Origin of the sequence: Puniceibacterium sp. IMCC21224 (genome assembly GCF_001038505.1) — a bacterium.
Lineage (GTDB): Bacteria > Pseudomonadota > Alphaproteobacteria > Rhodobacterales > Rhodobacteraceae > Puniceibacterium.
Window position 1 is genome coordinate 2,468,138 of the sequence record NZ_LDPY01000001.1, and the last position, 15,594, is coordinate 2,483,731.

A 15,594-nucleotide genomic window follows, 5' to 3' on the forward strand; every position below is an offset into this window, starting at 1 on the left:
CCAGGATCTGGCGGCCTGCACAGTGTCATCAGCGCCAGTTGCCGTTGCCGAAACGGCAACCGTTACTGGAACCGTGGCGGTCCGTGTTGCGGATGTCATATGAGGCGCCTTATTTTCGATATGTCACGACAATCATGTGCGTGACCTAAGCTCCTCGCGCTATAGTTTTGTGACGTTATTGTAACGGTTGCATGACATGGGTCTTTGCATAAAGATTACGGCGACTTGCGGCTTGGCTATACCTGCGAAAACGTCGGTGTGCTCGGCTCGATCCAGTCGCCCAGTGAGCGCACCCGTTCGGGTGCCTCGGCTCGCAGTGGGGTCAGGCTGCATTCCACATGCGGCGGCACGACCTCATAGGTGACGCACCGGACCAGTCCATCTTCTTCGAGCCATTGCAAGGATTGCGCCTGCATTCGTTGACTGACCCCGCCGAACTTGCGCCGCCACGCGCTAAACCGAAATGTGCCGCCCTGAAGCGAGATCAGCATCCGCACCGGCCGACACCGCTGTGCTCGTCCCGTGACCACGGCCAAGGCGCGCCAATGCCGGTGCGCCACTGATTGTCCCGCGCCACGCAATTGGTCACCAAGTCAGGGGTATGCCCCGTAAAGCCTGATCCCGTCAGACCGGCAGCACGATGTGGAATGTTGTGCCCTTGCCCAGTTCGCTTTCGATCCGCAACCGCCCCCGGTGGCGGTTGACGATATGTTTGACGATGGCCAGGCCCAGGCCGGTGCCACCCATCTCGCGACTGCGGTGGGAATCGACCCGGTAGAACCGTTCGGTCAGGCGCGGTAGATGAATCGGATCGATGCCCTGCCCGGTATCGCGCAGCTCGATCCGCACCCCTTGTCCGCGCAATCGCGGCTCGAACCCCGGCGCGCTGACGCGGACCATCACAGTTGAGCCAGAGCCAGAATATTTGATCGCATTCTCCAGCAGATTGGTCAGCACCTGACGCAACTGGTCAGGGTCCCCGGTCATCTCGAACGGCGGCGGCAGGTCAGTCTGGATCTCGACCCCTGCCTCGGTCGCCAGAAACGCCAATCCATTCGCAGCCGAGCGCACCAACCCGCCCAGATCCAGCTTTTCTGTTGGTCGCACCCGCTCTTCGGCCTCAACGCGGCTCAGCGACAGCAAATCGCCCACCAGACGGTTCATGCGGCCGGCTTCGCTGCCCATCGTGTCAAGGAACCTGTCGCGGGCGGCGGCGTCATTGCGCGCCGGGCCTTTCAGCGTCTCGATAAAGCCCATCAGCGCCGTCAGCGGCGTGCGCAGTTCGTGGCTGACATTGGCGACAAAATCGCGACGCATCTGGCCGGCCTGCTCGACATGGGTGACATCCTCGAACACCACCAGCGCGCCGGGTCCCTGATCCAGCTCCACGGTCCGCACAGACACCCGAAAGGTGGTGTCCTGCCGCCCGTCATTGGTCAGATACCGGGTCTGGCGCGGCTGGGCGTCGCGCAACGTCGCCTCGATCGCGTCCAGCAACGACGGCTGACGCAGCGCGGTGATAAAATGCCGCCCCACAATGGCGGCGCCCAGCAGGGACAGCGCATCCGGGTTGGCAGCCTCGATCCGTTCGTCGCGCCGGATCAGCAGCGCGGGCAGCGGCATCGCTGCCAGAAACCCCATGGCAAGCCCGGTCATTTCGCTGCTCGCGCCGCCCGCAATCCGTCCTTGATGGTCGCGATCAGCGCATCCGGCGCCTCGAGCCCGACCGAGACGCGAAAAAAGCCCTCGGAAATACCGATTGCGGCGCGGGCCTCAGGTGTCAGGGCGCGATGCGAACTGGACGCAGGATGCGACAGCGTGGTGCCCACATCCCCCAGTGTCGGGGCAAAGGCGACGCCGGACGCCGCAACGGTAAAGGCATTGGCTGCTGCCCGCCCGCCCTCAAGCTCAAAGCTCAGCATATTGCCCCCCATGCCGCGCAGCACCGATTGCGCCCGGGCGCGATCGGGGTGATCGTCGCGAGTTGGGTACAAGACACGCGTAACACCCGCCTGCCCGGCCAGAAAATCACCCAGCGTCCGCGCCGTCGCCTGCGCCCGTTCGAACCGCAGATCAAATGACATCAGGCCACGTTCTGCCAGCCAGCAATCAAAGGGGCTGGGCGTCATGCCGGTGGTCACGACGAAGTCATAAAGCTGCTTGCTCAGCCGCTCGTCCTGCGCGGCGATCCAGCCCAGCATCACATCGGAATGCCCCGACAACAATTTGGTCACCGAATGCAGCACCACATCGGCGCCGCGCTCAAAGGGACGGATCGCGGTCGGCGTGGTAAAGGTGTTGTCCACCACCAGCAGCACCCCACGTTCGCGACACAGCGCCGCGATGCCATCCAGATCAGCAATGCGCAGCGTCGGGTTCGACACGACCTCGATCAGCGCCAAACGGGTCTCGGGGCGGAATGCCGCCGCAAAGGCCGCAACATCGGTGGGGTCCGCCAGGCTGGTGGCGATGCCCAAACGCGGCAGATCGTCTTTCATCATTCGCAGCGAGCGACCATAAAGTTGATCGCCGCCAACCACATGATCGCCAGCCTTGCACAGACCCAGCAGCGCGGCAGAGACCGCCGCCATGCCCGACCCGGTGACAATGCCGCCCTCACATCCCTCAAGCGCGTCAATGCGCCGTGCCAGAACATCGGCATTGGGATGCCCTTCGCGCGCGTAGGTATAGCCGGCGACACGTCCCTCGTATTGCGCATCCAGCCCATCGGGCGTGTCGCTGGCATAGACCACAGACGGCATCAACGGGGTCACGACCGGGGTCGAGCTGCTGGCAGGCAATCCAACCGGCCGCATCAGGGTGGGTTTCATCATGTTATGACTCTCTCGTGATACGCTTTGGCGAAGACCTTGCACAAGTGCCCGCACCCGGCAAGAGGCACTGCCATGGGCGCCGCGATGAACCCGGATGGTTCCGCGAATGGTTGGTTGTCGCTTTGCCGTTTCAACGGCAGTCAGGTGGGCGGGCAGTCCTCACACCGCGGTCAGCCCCGCCCGAAAGCGCCGCATATTGGCCTGATACCCCAGCGCGCTGCGCCGCAGCCCCTCGATGGCCGCATCATCGAGCTGGCGCACCACCTTGCCGGGTGCCCCCATAACCAGCGATCCGTCAGGGATCTCTTTGCCTTCGGTGATCAGCGCACCGGCCCCAATCAGGCAATTGCGGCCGATACGGGCTCCGTTCAGCACCGTCGCGCCCATCCCGATCAGCGAATTGTCCCCGATTGTGCAGCCATGCAGCATCGCCTTGTGACCGATGGTACAGCCTGCACCGATTGTCAAAGGATGCCCCATGTCAGTGTGACAAACGACATTCTCTTGCACGTTGCTGCCGACACCCACATAGATCACCTCGTTGTCACCGCGAAGGGTGCAACCGAACCAGATCGACGCCCCCTCTTCGAGCACCACCTTACCGATCACATTGGCATCAGGGGCAATCCAGGTATCCGCATGGATCTGCGGTGCGTGTCCGTCGAGGTTATAGAGCGTCATGGTTTCCGTCCTCAAATTCGTCCTGTAACTTGCGCACATGCGCGGTAAGGCTGGGTTGCTGGCTGCGCCGCAACCGGGCGGCTTTGATAATGCTGATCAGCCGCGCTTCGGTGGCGTCAAGATCGTCGTTTACCAGCACAAAATCGTAACCACCCCAATGGCTGATCTCGTCCCAACTTTTCTGCATCCGTTTCGCGATGGTGTCCGGGGTGTCCTGACCGCGCGATTCCAGCCTGCTGCGCAGTGCTGCAATTGATGGCGGCAGCAGAAAGATCGACAGCGTGTGCAGGCCAAGATCAGAATTGGTGATCTGCTGCGCCCCCTGCCAGTCGATGTCAAAAAGCACATCCTTGCCTTCGGAAATTGCGTCCCACACCGGCCCTTTGGGAGAGCCATAGAAATTGCCAAAGACATGCGCGTGCTCCAGCATTCCGCCTTGTGACACCTGCTTTTTGAACGTTGAATCGCTAAGAAAATGGTAATCCTCGCCCTCCACCTCGCCATGGCGCGGCGCGCGGGTGGTCGCCGAGACGGAAAAGACGATGCTGTCATCCCAAGCGCGCATCCGCCGGGCAAGTGTCGATTTCCCCGCGCCCGAAGGCGACGACAGGATAATTAATAGGCCACGCCGGTCTGTCATGTTCTATTCCACATTCTGTACCTGTTCACGCATTTGGTCGATCACAGTCTTGAGCTGCAAACCCACCGCCGTCAGCGAAACCGATTGCGCCTTGGAACACAGCGTGTTGGCCTCACGGTTGAATTCTTGCGATAGAAAATCCAGTTTGCGCCCCATTGGGCCATCGGTGGCCAGCAGGTCGCGCCCTGCGGCCACATGGGCCCGCAGCCGGTCGATTTCCTCGGTCACGTCGGCCTTGACCGCGATCAACGCCAACTCCTGTGCGACCCGCTGCGGATCGGCACCGTCGCTATTGTCGAGGACCCGTGCCAGCGCCGCGCGCAGCTTGTCCGCCTGTTCGGCCTGGCGCCCGGGGATCAGGTTGACGGCTTGTTCGGTCAGTGCCGCAATCTCGTCAAGCTGCTGCATCAGCACCGCCTGCACGGCGGTCCCTTCGGCGGCGCGCATGGCAATAAATCCATCAAGGATGATCGGGAATTCAGCCAGCAACTGCGCCCTCAGCGCCGCCGTATCGGTCTCTGTGCGCGATTGTTCAAGGATGCCGCGCAAGCCGACAATCTGAGCGGCTGTCGAGGGGGCCAGCGACAGACCGGCAGCCATAGCGTCGGCTTCGATCCGGGTCATAGCGTCAAGCACATGTTCCAATTGCGGTTCGCACAGCCGCAACGCGCCCTCATCCTCGCTGCCCTGCAATCGCAGCGAAATCGTGACATTGCCCCGGCTGAGACGTGGTGTGATGGCGCTGCGCAGGCCTGCTTCAAGCCCGTCAATCCAGTCCGGCACGCGAATCCGCAGATCCAGCCCTTTCCCATTCACACTGCGCAGATCCCAGGTCCAGCGCAGGCCATCACGGGCCCCCTGACCTGCGGCAAATCCTGTCATCGACTGGCGCATCAGCACTTCCTTTTTTGCGATCCGGACTAAGCAAACCGCCTGCGCAACGCAAGGCAGATGGTTGCGAATGTGTTAACCACTGCGACCAATTTGGGGCGAAATTGGATCAATTCTGACATATTAAGATTTCAGAAACCTTTATGAAGGCACCGTAAAGTAACGTATCGTTACTGTGCCGGACACCTCGGGTCACGGAGCGACTATGATGTTTGGAACTGGAAGAAACGACCGAAATGTTGTGTCGATGATGAATCCTGCAAACGAACGGCGTCTGGCGCCCCTGCGTCAGGTCGAAAGCTATTGGCAGGCGTTATGTGGGCCCGACGCGGTGCCGCTGCGCAGTCAGATTGATCCGCGCGGCATCGAAGGTGCGCTGGAAAACGCCTTTCTTGCCGAACGGATCGCGCCGTCACTGGCGAAGATGCGGGTGGCCGGTTCGCATCTGAGCGACCTGATGGGGATGGAAGTGGCCGGCATGCCGCTAAGCGCGCTGTTCACGCATCCTGCCCGCGCCGAACTGGGTGACGCCGTGACGCAGCTTTTTGCCGATCCGGCGGTGGTCCGTATCAACCTGCGGGCAGAGCCCGGCTTTGGCAAACCCGATCTGGAGGGGGCGCTGATCCTGATGCCCTTGCGGTCGGATATGGGGGATGTCACCCGCGCGTTGGGATGTCTGGTCACTTCCGGGCGGATCGGCCGCGCACCCCGGCGGTTCGAGATCACCAGCCTGACTCTGAGACGCGCCTGCGACATTGTGGGGCGCCCAGACAAAACGCCCCCTTCGGTGCGTAGTCTTCCGCAGCGAAACACCGCACCTCGCACCCAATATCTGGCCGAGGACAGCCAGCCTTTCCGACCCGCCGCGACGGCACCCGGAAAGCATCCGTATCTCAGGATCGTAGCTTCTAACGATGACTGAAAAACTCTGCCTGACCATCGAGTCAGGCAGAGTTTTTTCGGACAAAAATCCCAACGGGCGGTGGGTTATTCTGCCGCCAGCAATCCGGTTTCGCGGCTGGCCAACACATCGTTGAACTCGGTGCGCTGACCAGCATAGGCCAGAATCGCGCGCAGCATCCCTTCTTTTGACCCGCAATCAAAGCGTGTGCCGCTAAAGCGGAAGCCGCTCAGCCCGACACGTGGCGTGCCCTTGGAGATCGCGTCGGTCAACTGAATTTCCCCGCCGGTCCCGGCTGGCAGCCCCCGCAAATCGTCAAAGATCGACCCGTCAAGCACATAGCGTCCAACAACGGCCTGCCGCGACGGTGCATCGGCGGGCTCGGGCTTTTCGACCATACCATCGGCCCAGAGCACATTGCCATCGCGACCAGTTACCGACAACACACCGTAATTTTTGACCGCTTCGGGTGCGACCTGCATCGTGGCGACCATATGGCCGGCGCCACCCTGCGTATAGGCCGCGATCATTTCTGACAGGCAGCCCGGCTCTCCCAGAATAAGGTCATCGGGCAAAATCACCGCAACCGGACCCGGCAATGCATGCTCGGCAGCACAAAGCACAGCATGCCCTAATCCAAGCGGTTGATGCTGCATGACAAACTGAACTTCGTGGCTATCCGGATTCAGCGCCGCGTCAGTCAGGCGCCGCGCCAGGCCATGCTTGCCCTTGGCGCACAGCGTTTCGGTCAGATCCTTGTCCTCAAGGACATAGCGTTCGATGGCGGATTTAGACGGGTGGCTGACAAAAATCATCCGTTCGATCCCGGCATCCCGCGCTTCGTCGATCGCGAACTGGATCAGCGGGCGGTCAAGCACCGGCAAAAGTTCTTTGGGTGTGGCTTTGGTGGCAGGCAGAAAACGCGTCCCCAGACCAGCGACCGGAAAAATCGCGGTACGCACGGGGGCTTTCGGTTTCGTGACTGTAAAATCCATCTTTTCAGCTCTCCTTAGGTCGGCTTAAATACTCTGCTGCAGCGCAGCGATGGTATAACCCTATGGCGCGTATGCGAAAAGTCAAAATCGGTGTTTGCCGAACAGATTTCCCTACGGGCACGATAAGGTGCGAAAAGCTGAGATAATCATTAATATTCATGTAATTAACCTTGTTCACACAAGATCAGCCGGTTTCCGCTCTTGCAGACGCAATGCACAGATTTGCAGCAAATAACGGCCGATTCATTCCGATTTGCAGGGTTAATTCGCCTAACGACCGCGAAAACCTGCCTAGTTTTATGCGAATCAAGTACAATTTAGCCTATATATTGTGCAAATAAGGTTTATGCTGCGCAGCGGCAGACAGAAAACCACGGCTAGGGTGGACAGATGACCGCGCAACCCTAGCCTTAAGACAACAACTGAAAATCAAAAGGAATTCGCGCCCCGATCCCCCGTGATCGCATGCGCATCAAACAGTATGGATGGACAGAACATAGACAGTCCCGATCCCGTCGCCGCATCGACTTTTGAAAAGCAACTGCATGCCGTGCCCTATGGTGTCATTACCGTTCTGGGTATGGGCAGTTGGGGAACCGCACTTGCGATGGTGGCGGCCCGCGCCGGTCGCGATGTGCGGCTTTGGGGTCGCCGCGCAGCCCTGTCCGAGGCGATCACCGGTACGAGGATAAACCCGGACTACCTTCCGCAAGTCGCGTTGGATGAGGCGATCCTGGCAACCAGCGATCTGACCGAGGCACTGAGCGGGACCGAGGCCGTGCTGATCGTGACGCCGTCACCGACCTTGCGTGATGTCTGCGCCGCAATCAGGCCGCATCTGCCCACCGGCATTCCCATCGCGTTGTGCTGCAAAGGGATTGAGCGCGGTACCGGCCTATTGCTGTCCGAGGTGGTCTCTGAAGAATTGCCGGGGCATCCCGTTGGCGCGCTCTCCGGGCCGACATTTGCGCTGGAAACCGCACTTGGCCATCCGACGGCAGCGACCATCGCCTTTCCCTTTACTTACAAGAATCGCCTCGATCCGGCACAAAGCCCGGCGGCGCGGCTGGCGGTTTCGATGTCGTCGGCTGCATTTCGTCCTTACATCTCGGACGATCCGGTAGGGGTCGAAATCGGCGGCGCGGTCAAGAACGTGATCGCCATCGCCTGCGGGATGATGACCGGCGCGGGATTTGCTGAAAACACCCGCGCCGCGCTGATCACACGCGGCACCGATGAAATGAAGTTCCTCGCCGAAGCCCTTGGCGGCAGACGGGAAACCGTCACCGGTCTGTCGGGCGCGGGCGACCTGACACTGACCTGTTCCAGTATGACCTCGCGCAATATGTCGCTCGGCGTGCAGCTTGGCAAAGGTGTGGCGCGCGAAGAATGCTTTGACGGTCGCCCCGTGGTGGTCGAGGGTGAGGTCAACGCCGTATCGGTCGTCGATCTGGCGCGGCGCATCGGCGTGCAAATGCCGATTTGTGAGGCGGTCCATACCGTGCTGCACGAAGGTGCCGACCTTGTCACCACCTTTTCGGACCTCTGGGCCCGGCCCATCGAATCCGAACCGAGGACGCTCACAATGGAGCTGTTCCACCCCACAACAACAACACAAGTGAGTTGAATGACCCTTCTGGACCAAGACCACACCACCCCGATCGACGCCCGAAAATTTGTCCTGGCGACCGATCTTGATGGCACCTTTCTGGGCGGCACCGATGCCGACCGCACCCGCCTCTATTCCTGGATCGAAGCCAATCGCGCGACCATCGGTCTGATCTTTGTGACCGGGCGCGATCCGGCATTTATCGGTGAGCTGTGCGACAGCGGCGTCCCATGGCCCGAGTTTGTCATCGGCGACGTCGGAACAACCATTGCACGAGTCCAAGACCGAAAGATTGTGCCAATCGAAACGCTTGAACGAGAAATCGCCATGACTTGGGGCAATTCCGGCAATCGCGTGCGCGAGGCGCTGGAAAACGTGCCGGGCCTGACGTTGCAACCGACCGAATTCCGCTACCGGGTAAGCTATGACCTTGATCCCGGGGCATTTCAGGACACCACCACCGCAATGATCCGTGACATGGGCTATGATCCGCTGATCTCGGACAACCGGTTTTTCGACGTGCTGCCGCGTGGTGTCAGTAAGGGACCATCGCTGCGTCGACTGGTTAGTCATCTGAAAATTGCACCGGATACGGTTCTGGCGGCGGGTGACACACTCAACGATTTGTCGATGCTGGAGTGCGGGCTAAAGGCTGTCGCCGTTGGCGGTTCGGAACCGGATCTGCTCTCGCGCGTTAACTCCTTGCCACAGGTCCACAAAGCCAAAGCTATCGGTGCCGCCGGCATTCTTGAGGCCGTGGCCGCCAACAAAATGCATACGACACCCGAAGGAGACTGATATGCCAAGCGATCTCGTGATCGTCTATCACCGCCAACCCTATGAAGAGGTTGTGGAAAACGGCAAGACAGTCTTTAAAGAAAACAAAAGCCCAAACGGCATCGTGCCAACGTTAAAGAGCTTTTTCGGCAAAGTGGATAACGCCGCATGGGTGGCGTGGAAGCTGGCCGAGGATGAAGCTAATCCCGGATTCGAAAAAGTTGTCCATATCGAGGACAGTTTTGGTAAATATACGGTGTCCCGCCTGCCCCTGACCGAAGCGCAGGTGACAAGTTTTTATCATGTCACGTCGAAAGAGGCATTCTGGCCGATCCTGCACGGGTTCAAGGAAAAGTATAACTACGATCCCGTGGACTGGCCGACCTTTCGCGAGGTGAACTGGGCCTTTGCGCAGGCTGCCGCCGCCGAGGCCGCAGAGGGTGCCGCCGTCTGGGTACATGACTACAATCTATGGCTTGTGCCCGGTTATCTGCGGCAGTTGCGTCCGGATGTGCGAATTTCGTTCTTTCACCACACGCCGTTTCCAGCGGCGGATATGTTCAATGTCCTGCCCTGGCGCGGAGAGATCATCGATTCGCTGCTGGCCTGCGATGTGGTCGGCTTCCACATCCCGCGTTATGCAGCAAACTTTGTGTCGGTTGTCCGGTCGCAATATGACGTCGGCGAAGTGCCCCGCGTCGCGGTTGACCCCGATTTCATCTCGGAAGGCTCCGCACTCAGCGATCGAACCGTGCCCAAGGAAATTCGCGTGGACGGACGCATTGTCCAGTTGGGCACAACGCCAGTCGGGGTGGATACAGATTACATCGATTCGGTTTCCGCACGCGAAGAAACCGCCACGAGTGCCAAGGAAATCAAACAGGAACTGGGTGACGCCAAGCTGATCCTGTCGGTCGGGCGCACCGATTACACCAAAGGCGGTGCAGCGCAGTTGCTGGCGTTCGAGCGCCTTCTGGAGCGACGCCCTGATATGATTGGTCAGGTGCGGTTGCTGCACGTGTCGGTCAGTGCGAACCGCAGCATGACGGTCTACGAATCAATCCAGTCTGAGATTGAGGAGATCGCCGGACGTATCAACGGCCGTTTCGGCACCTTCACCTCGCAACCTGTGGTACTGATTTCACGAGCCATCCCGTTCGAACGGTTGGTGGCCTATTATCGTGCCGCGGATGTGTGCTGGATTACGCCGCTGGCCGACGGCATGAACCTCGTGGCCAAAGAATTTGCTGCGTCTCGGACCGATGGCGACGGTGTTCTGATCCTGTCGGAATTCGCAGGTGCGGCAATGGAGTTGTCAGCGGCGATCCTGACCAACCCCTATTCCAATAAATCCATGGATCATGCCGTGGATCTGGCGCTGGACCTGCCCGAGGACGAGCGGCGTCAGCGGATGCAGGAACTGCGGCGGGTGGTCAAGAAATACAACACCCAAGCCTGGGCGCGCGATCAGCTTGCGCTGCTGTCACCCAAGGATTTCGGCAAGGATGACCCGCGCGCCGCATAGCGCGCGGGCCCTGCGGCTTTAACCGTTGGCCACTGCGGCCTGTTCTCGCCGCGCGGTCAGCTCTTCTGCCACAAGGAACGCCAGTTCCAGCGCTTGCGACGCGTTCAGGCGCGGGTCGCAGGCGGTGTGGTAGCGGTCACTCAGATCCTCGTCTGTGACAGCGCGGACACCGCCGGTGCATTCGGTCACGTCGTCGCCGGTCATCTCGAAATGCACACCGCCGGGGATCGTACCCTCGGCGTTGTGAACGGCGAAAAAGTCGCGCACTTCGCGCAGGACCAGATCAAACGGACGGGTCTTGTAGCCGGACGAGCTTTTGATCGTGTTGCCGTGCATCGGATCGCAGACCCAAGTCACGTTGGCACCCTCTTCGCGCACAGCTTTGACAAGACGCGGCAGGTTTTCACCCACTTTGCCCGCGCCAAACCGTGCGATCAGCGTCAGGCGACCGGCCTCATTCTCTGGGTTCAGCTTGCTCATCAGAACCTTGAGGTCGTCAGCCGTGGTGGTCGGGCCGCATTTCAGGCCGATCGGGTTCAACACACCGCGAGCGAATTCCACATGCGCGCCGTCGGGCTGCCGCGTGCGGTCACCGATCCAGATCATGTGACCCGAGCCGGCCAGCCATTTGCCAGATGTCGAATCCAGGCGGCATAGCGCTTCTTCGTATTCCAGCAACAGGGATTCATGGGAAGTATAGAAATCGACGGTCTGCAGCGCATGATTGCTGTCACTGTCGATGCCCGCCGCCTTCATGAAATCCAGCGTGTCCGAGATCCGGTTCGCCATATCGCGGTATTTCGCGGCTTTCTCACCCTCGGTAAAGCCAAGCGTCCAGGCGTGAACCTGATGAACGTCCGCATACCCCCCCGTTGAGAACGCGCGCAGCAGGTTCAGCGTCGCCGCCGCCTGGGTGTAGGCCTGCAACATTTTTTGCGGATTGGGAATCCGCGCATCCGCAGTGAACGGCAGATCGTTGATGATGTCACCACGGTAGCTGGGCAGTTCCACGCCATCGACGGTTTCGGTCGGCGCCGACCGTGGTTTGGCAAACTGACCCGCCATGCGACCCACCTTGACCACAGGTACCTTGGCACCAAAAGTCAGGACCATCGCCATCTGCAACATCACCTTGAATGTGTCGCGGATGCCATTGGCGCTGAATTGTTCAAAGCTCTCGGCGCAATCGCCGCCCTGCAACAGAAACGCCTCGCCGCGCGACGCAGCGCCCAGCGATTTTTTCAGCTTGCGTGCCTCGCCTGCGAACACCAGCGGCGGATATTTGGCCAACTGTGCCTCGACCGCGTTCAGGGCAGCCGTATCCGTATACTCAGGCATCTGCACCCGAGGCTTGTTGCGCCACGTCGTCTTTTGCCATTCGGTCATCTGGTGTCTCCGGTCAGAACATTCTTTTTATGGTCACAGACGGCTCTATACAAAACACCGCGCCCCCTGACCATATGCGAAATAAGCGACATCTCTTGACGCTTCCCGATGGTTCTGCCCATCTGGGGCAGGAACACTGCCGCAGGGGGAGCGTTCAGGAAAGGTTAGCGGGCATGAAGATCCAGCGCCAGTATATCGAGGTTGACGCCGAGGGCAAACCGCGGCGGTTTGTGTTTGTGCTGTTGCCGCGCTTTACCCTGTTGTGCTTTGCCGCTGCGGTGGACGCGCTTCGCATCGCAAACCGGATGGCGAACCAGACGCTATACACCTGGGTTGTCACTGGCGAAGGTGGCGACACAGTCAGTTGCTCTGCCGGGACGGAATTCAAACTTGACTGCGATCTGGGAGAACTGCTGCGCGACGACACCATCATGGTTTGCGGCGGCATCGACGTGCAAACCGCCACCACCAAGAAGATGCTCAACTGGCTGCGGCGCGAGGCGCGGCGCGGGCTTAAGGTCGCGGGGCTTTGCACGGCGAGCTATACTCTGGCGCGTGCCGGTTTGCTGGACGGCAAAAAGGCGACGATCCACTGGGAAAATCAGGATAGCTTTGCCGAAGAGTTCGAAGAGGTCCGGCTGACCAAATCGGTCTTTGTCGTTGACGGCAACCGGATGAGCACGGCTGGCGGAACGTCGTCTATCGACCTGATGCTCAAGGTCATTGCGGATGACCATGGCGAGGATCTGGCAAATGCCGTCGCGGATCAGCTGATCTATTCGTCGATCCGCACCGATCAGGACACGCAGCGACTGTCGGTGCCAACCCGCATCGGCGTGCGTCACCCCAAGCTGAGCCAGGTGATCCAGATGATGGAATCGCACATCGAAGAGCCGATAAGCCCCGCTATTCTGGCGACCGACGTGGGCATGTCCACGCGCCAGCTTGAACGGTTGTTCCGCCGCTATCTGAACCGTTCGCCCAAGCGGTACTATATGGAGCTGAGGTTGCAAAAGGCCCGTAACCTGTTGATGCAGACGGATATGAGCGTGATCAACGTCGCATTGGCCTGTGGCTTTGCCTCGCCGTCACATTTCTCGAAATGTTACCGTGCGCATTACGAGACGACGCCGTATCGCGAACGAGGATCCCACGCCACGCGGTTGTCTGTCTGACCTTGCGTCAGAGGTCGCAGGTTGGGGATGCGGTGCATTTCAAGGGACTTTTCTTTTGTCAAAGCCGCGCTTACGCTGCGCTCCGGACAGGATCGTCCAACAGGGAGATTTACCATGAAAAAGATGCTTATGGCCTCTGCGGCCAGCATAATGACCGCTGGCGCGGCCTTTGCCGCCGCCCATTCAACCGAAGTGAAGATCGGCGTGATTCTGGGCTTTACCGGCCCGATTGAATCGCTGACGCCGATGATGGCCGATAGCGCCGAACTGGCGATGTCCGAGATCAACGACAGCGGCAAATTCCTGGACGGCATGACACTGGTGCCGGTGCGCGCCGATTCCACCTGCGTCGATTCTGCCGCTGCAACGGCTGCCGCCGAACGTCTCGTCACCACTGACGGGGTCGTGGCGATCATGGGCGCGGATTGCTCGGGCGTGACAGGTGCGATCCTGTCGAACGTCGCGCTGGCCAACGGTATTCCGATGGTATCGCCGTCCGCCACCTCGCCCGGCCTGTCGACCGCCGAAGACAACGGCCTGTTTTTCCGCACCTCGCCCTCTGATGCACGTCAAGGTGTGGTTCTCGCCGACATCCTCAAGGACAAGGAGATCGACAGCGTCGCGGTGACTTACACCAACAACGACTACGGCAAAGGCCTGTCAGACAGCTTCATCTCGGCGTTCGAGGCAAATGGCGGCACCGTAACGCTGAATGCCCCGCACGAGGATAACAAGGCCGACTATTCGGCTGAGATCGGCGCGCTGGCCTCGGCCGGTGGCGATCTGTTGGTTGTGCTGGGCTATTCGGACTCCGGCGGCAAGGGCGTGATCCAGGCGGCGCTCGACACCGGCGCATTCGACACCTTCATGATGGGCGACGGCATGTATGGCGACGCACTTGTCGAGGCCCTGGGTGCTGACATGGAAGGGTCGTTCGGTGCCGTTCCGTGGAGCGAAGGTGCCGGCGCAGATGCGTTCAAGGCTATCACTGATGCCGCTGGAATCAATGGAGAATCTTCGTTCACGCGCGAAAGCTATGACGCTGCGGCGTTGATCGCGCTGGCGATGATGGCCGGAGGAGAGGCAACCTCTGAGGCGATTGCCACGAACCTGTTGGATGTTGCCAACGCTCCGGGTGAGCAGATCCTGCCCGGAGAGTTGGGTAAGGCGCTGGAAATCCTCGCAAATGGCGGTGACGTCGATTACGTCGGCGCCACCAACGTGGAACTGATCGGGCCCGGCGAAGCGGCAGGCAGCTATCGTCACTACACCATCACTGGTGGCACCTACGAGACGGTCGATTTCAAATAGTCACCGATTGAACGGGAACGCAGTCCGGACATACCGGGCTGCGTAGAAACATCAAATAACGGGGGCAAACCTTTGATCCGGGTTGAAAACCTGCACCGGCATTTCGGCGGATTTCGGGCTGTGGACGGCGCCAGTCTTGAGATTGCCAAAGGTTCGATCACTGGGCTTGTGGGGCCAAACGGCGCCGGCAAGACGACGTTGTTCAACGTGATTGCAGGTGTGCTGCCGCCAACCTCGGGCAAAGTCTGGATGGACGGTGAAGAGATCACCGGATTGCCGCCGCATGTGTTGTTTCACAAAGGGTTGCTGCGCACCTTTCAAATCGCCCACGAATTTTCGTCGATGTCCTGCCGCGAGAACCTGATGATGGTGCCCGGCGGACAATCGGGCGAGACATTGTGGAACGCCTGGTTGCATCGCAGCAGGATCGCAGAAGAAGAAGCTGTTCTGTTGAAGAAGGCGGATGAAGTCCTTGATTTCCTGACAATTTCCCACCTCAGGGATGAAAAGGCGGGGAACCTGTCCGGCGGACAGAAAAAGCTGCTCGAACTGGGGCGGACGATGATGGTGGATGCCAAGATCGTGTTTCTTGACGAGGTGGGTGCCGGAGTCAACCGAACCCTGCTGAACACGATAGGCGACGCGATTCAGCGGTTGAATGTGGAACGGGGATATACCTTTTGCATGATTGAACATGACATGGATTTTATCGGGCGGCTCTGCGATCCGGTCATCGTCATGGCCGAGGGCAAGGTTCTGGCTGAAGGGTCCATTTCTGAGATCAAAGCCAACGAGGCGGTGATCGAAGCCTATCTCGGCACAGGACTCAAGAACAAGGACGCTGTGCAATGATCTGTTTTGCATACCTA

Annotated in this window: 15 protein-coding genes; 7 read left to right on the forward strand and 8 right to left on the reverse strand. The window is 59.9% G+C overall.

What is annotated here, in order from left to right; translation table 11 throughout:
- Nucleotides 1-236: 236 nt before the first annotated feature.
- The 6 genes from IMCC21224_RS11370 to IMCC21224_RS11395 form a co-directional block, all read right to left on the reverse strand.
- Nucleotides 237-491 carry a helix-turn-helix domain-containing protein gene (locus tag IMCC21224_RS11370; RefSeq protein WP_053078955.1) on the reverse strand — a complete coding sequence of 85 codons (255 nt, stop codon included), beginning with the start codon at nt 489-491 and terminating at the stop codon, nt 237-239.
- Between the two features lie 133 nt (nt 492-624).
- The gene (locus IMCC21224_RS11375) at nt 625-1,656 is read right to left on the reverse strand and encodes an ATP-binding protein (protein ID WP_047995461.1); all 1,032 of its coding nucleotides are present in this window, start codon (nt 1,654-1,656) and stop codon (nt 625-627) included.
- Nucleotides 1,653-2,831, reverse strand: coding sequence for a PLP-dependent aspartate aminotransferase family protein (locus tag IMCC21224_RS11380; protein WP_156178356.1), 1,179 nt, complete (start codon nt 2,829-2,831; stop codon nt 1,653-1,655). Before IMCC21224_RS11380 ends, IMCC21224_RS11375 begins: the two co-directional genes overlap by 4 nt.
- A gap of 162 nt (nt 2,832-2,993) precedes the next feature.
- Nucleotides 2,994-3,515, reverse strand: coding sequence for a gamma carbonic anhydrase family protein (locus tag IMCC21224_RS11385; protein ID WP_047995462.1), 522 nt, complete (start codon nt 3,513-3,515; stop codon nt 2,994-2,996).
- Nucleotides 3,502-4,155, reverse strand: coding sequence for a guanylate kinase (gene gmk, locus IMCC21224_RS11390; RefSeq protein WP_047995463.1), 654 nt, complete (start codon nt 4,153-4,155; stop codon nt 3,502-3,504). Before gmk ends, IMCC21224_RS11385 begins: the two co-directional genes overlap by 14 nt.
- A gap of 3 nt (nt 4,156-4,158) precedes the next feature.
- Entirely contained in the window at nt 4,159-5,049 is an 891-nt protein-coding gene (locus tag IMCC21224_RS11395) for a YicC/YloC family endoribonuclease (protein WP_231582064.1), read from the reverse strand.
- Nucleotides 5,050-5,251: 202 nt separating this feature from the next.
- On the opposite strand from IMCC21224_RS11395, the gene IMCC21224_RS11400 reads away from it, so the two are divergent.
- Nucleotides 5,252-5,968, forward strand: coding sequence for a PAS domain-containing protein (locus tag IMCC21224_RS11400; RefSeq protein WP_231582065.1), 717 nt, complete (start codon nt 5,252-5,254; stop codon nt 5,966-5,968).
- Between the two features lie 65 nt (nt 5,969-6,033).
- On the opposite strand, the gene IMCC21224_RS11405 is transcribed toward IMCC21224_RS11400, so the two are convergent.
- The gene (locus IMCC21224_RS11405; RefSeq protein WP_047995464.1) at nt 6,034-6,942 is read right to left on the reverse strand and encodes a UTP--glucose-1-phosphate uridylyltransferase; all 909 of its coding nucleotides are present in this window, start codon (nt 6,940-6,942) and stop codon (nt 6,034-6,036) included.
- A 481-nt stretch (nt 6,943-7,423) separates the two neighbouring features.
- On the opposite strand from IMCC21224_RS11405, the gene IMCC21224_RS11410 reads away from it, so the two are divergent.
- From IMCC21224_RS11410 to ggpS, 3 genes are read left to right on the forward strand one after another with little or no spacing between them, the layout of a single operon-like run.
- Complete coding sequence (locus tag IMCC21224_RS11410; RefSeq protein ID WP_082135184.1) at nt 7,424-8,569, forward strand: NAD(P)H-dependent glycerol-3-phosphate dehydrogenase; 1,146 nt, start codon at nt 7,424-7,426, stop codon at nt 8,567-8,569.
- A complete protein-coding gene (locus tag IMCC21224_RS11415; RefSeq protein WP_047995465.1) occupies nt 8,570-9,349 on the forward strand; it encodes an HAD-IIB family hydrolase in 780 nt (259 codons plus the stop codon).
- Between the two features lies 1 nt (nt 9,350).
- Nucleotides 9,351-10,853, forward strand: coding sequence for a glucosylglycerol-phosphate synthase (gene ggpS / locus IMCC21224_RS11420; protein ID WP_047995466.1), 1,503 nt, complete (start codon nt 9,351-9,353; stop codon nt 10,851-10,853).
- 18 nt (nt 10,854-10,871) lie between these two features.
- Here ggpS and IMCC21224_RS11425 read toward each other — a convergent pair whose 3' ends face one another.
- Entirely contained in the window at nt 10,872-12,239 is a 1,368-nt protein-coding gene (locus IMCC21224_RS11425) for a class II 3-deoxy-7-phosphoheptulonate synthase (protein WP_047995467.1), read from the reverse strand.
- A 173-nt stretch (nt 12,240-12,412) separates the two neighbouring features.
- Here IMCC21224_RS11425 and IMCC21224_RS11430 point away from each other — a divergent pair, with 173 nt between their 5' ends.
- The 3 genes from IMCC21224_RS11430 (at nt 12,413) to IMCC21224_RS11440 (ending at nt 15,577) form a co-directional block, all read left to right on the forward strand.
- The gene (locus IMCC21224_RS11430; protein WP_047995468.1) at nt 12,413-13,414 is read left to right on the forward strand and encodes a GlxA family transcriptional regulator; all 1,002 of its coding nucleotides are present in this window, start codon (nt 12,413-12,415) and stop codon (nt 13,412-13,414) included.
- 114 nt (nt 13,415-13,528) lie between these two features.
- Nucleotides 13,529-14,725 (forward strand): ABC transporter substrate-binding protein, encoded by a 1,197-nt coding sequence (locus IMCC21224_RS11435; protein WP_047995469.1) that lies wholly within the window; start codon nt 13,529-13,531, stop codon nt 14,723-14,725.
- Nucleotides 14,726-14,797: 72 nt separating this feature from the next.
- Nucleotides 14,798-15,577, forward strand: coding sequence for an ABC transporter ATP-binding protein (locus IMCC21224_RS11440; protein ID WP_047995470.1), 780 nt, complete (start codon nt 14,798-14,800; stop codon nt 15,575-15,577).
- Nucleotides 15,578-15,594: the final 17 nt, after the last annotated feature.

Bases quoted from the DNA above. Each gene is read 5' to 3' on its own strand.
- IMCC21224_RS11370 (WP_053078955.1), bottom strand. From the start codon at position 491: ATGCTGATCTCGCTTCAGGGCGGCACATTTCGGTTTAGCGCGTGGCGG.
- IMCC21224_RS11375 (WP_047995461.1), bottom strand. From the start codon at position 1,656: ATGACCGGGCTTGCCATGGGGTTTCTGGCAGCGATGCCGCTGCCCGCG.
- IMCC21224_RS11380 (WP_156178356.1), bottom strand. From the start codon at position 2,831: ATGAAACCCACCCTGATGCGGCCGGTTGGATTGCCTGCCAGCAGCTCG.
- IMCC21224_RS11385 (WP_047995462.1), bottom strand. From the start codon at position 3,515: ATGACGCTCTATAACCTCGACGGACACGCACCGCAGATCCATGCGGAT.
- gmk (WP_047995463.1), bottom strand. From the start codon at position 4,155: ATGACAGACCGGCGTGGCCTATTAATTATCCTGTCGTCGCCTTCGGGC.
- IMCC21224_RS11395 (WP_231582064.1), bottom strand. From the start codon at position 5,049: ATGCGCCAGTCGATGACAGGATTTGCCGCAGGTCAGGGGGCCCGTGAT.
- IMCC21224_RS11400 (WP_231582065.1), top strand. From the start codon at position 5,252: ATGATGTTTGGAACTGGAAGAAACGACCGAAATGTTGTGTCGATGATG.
- IMCC21224_RS11405 (WP_047995464.1), bottom strand. From the start codon at position 6,942: ATGGATTTTACAGTCACGAAACCGAAAGCCCCCGTGCGTACCGCGATT.
- IMCC21224_RS11410 (WP_082135184.1), top strand. From the start codon at position 7,424: ATGGATGGACAGAACATAGACAGTCCCGATCCCGTCGCCGCATCGACT.
- IMCC21224_RS11415 (WP_047995465.1), top strand. From the start codon at position 8,570: ATGACCCTTCTGGACCAAGACCACACCACCCCGATCGACGCCCGAAAA.
- ggpS (WP_047995466.1), top strand. From the start codon at position 9,351: ATGCCAAGCGATCTCGTGATCGTCTATCACCGCCAACCCTATGAAGAG.
- IMCC21224_RS11425 (WP_047995467.1), bottom strand. From the start codon at position 12,239: ATGACCGAATGGCAAAAGACGACGTGGCGCAACAAGCCTCGGGTGCAG.
- IMCC21224_RS11430 (WP_047995468.1), top strand. From the start codon at position 12,413: ATGAAGATCCAGCGCCAGTATATCGAGGTTGACGCCGAGGGCAAACCG.
- IMCC21224_RS11435 (WP_047995469.1), top strand. From the start codon at position 13,529: ATGAAAAAGATGCTTATGGCCTCTGCGGCCAGCATAATGACCGCTGGC.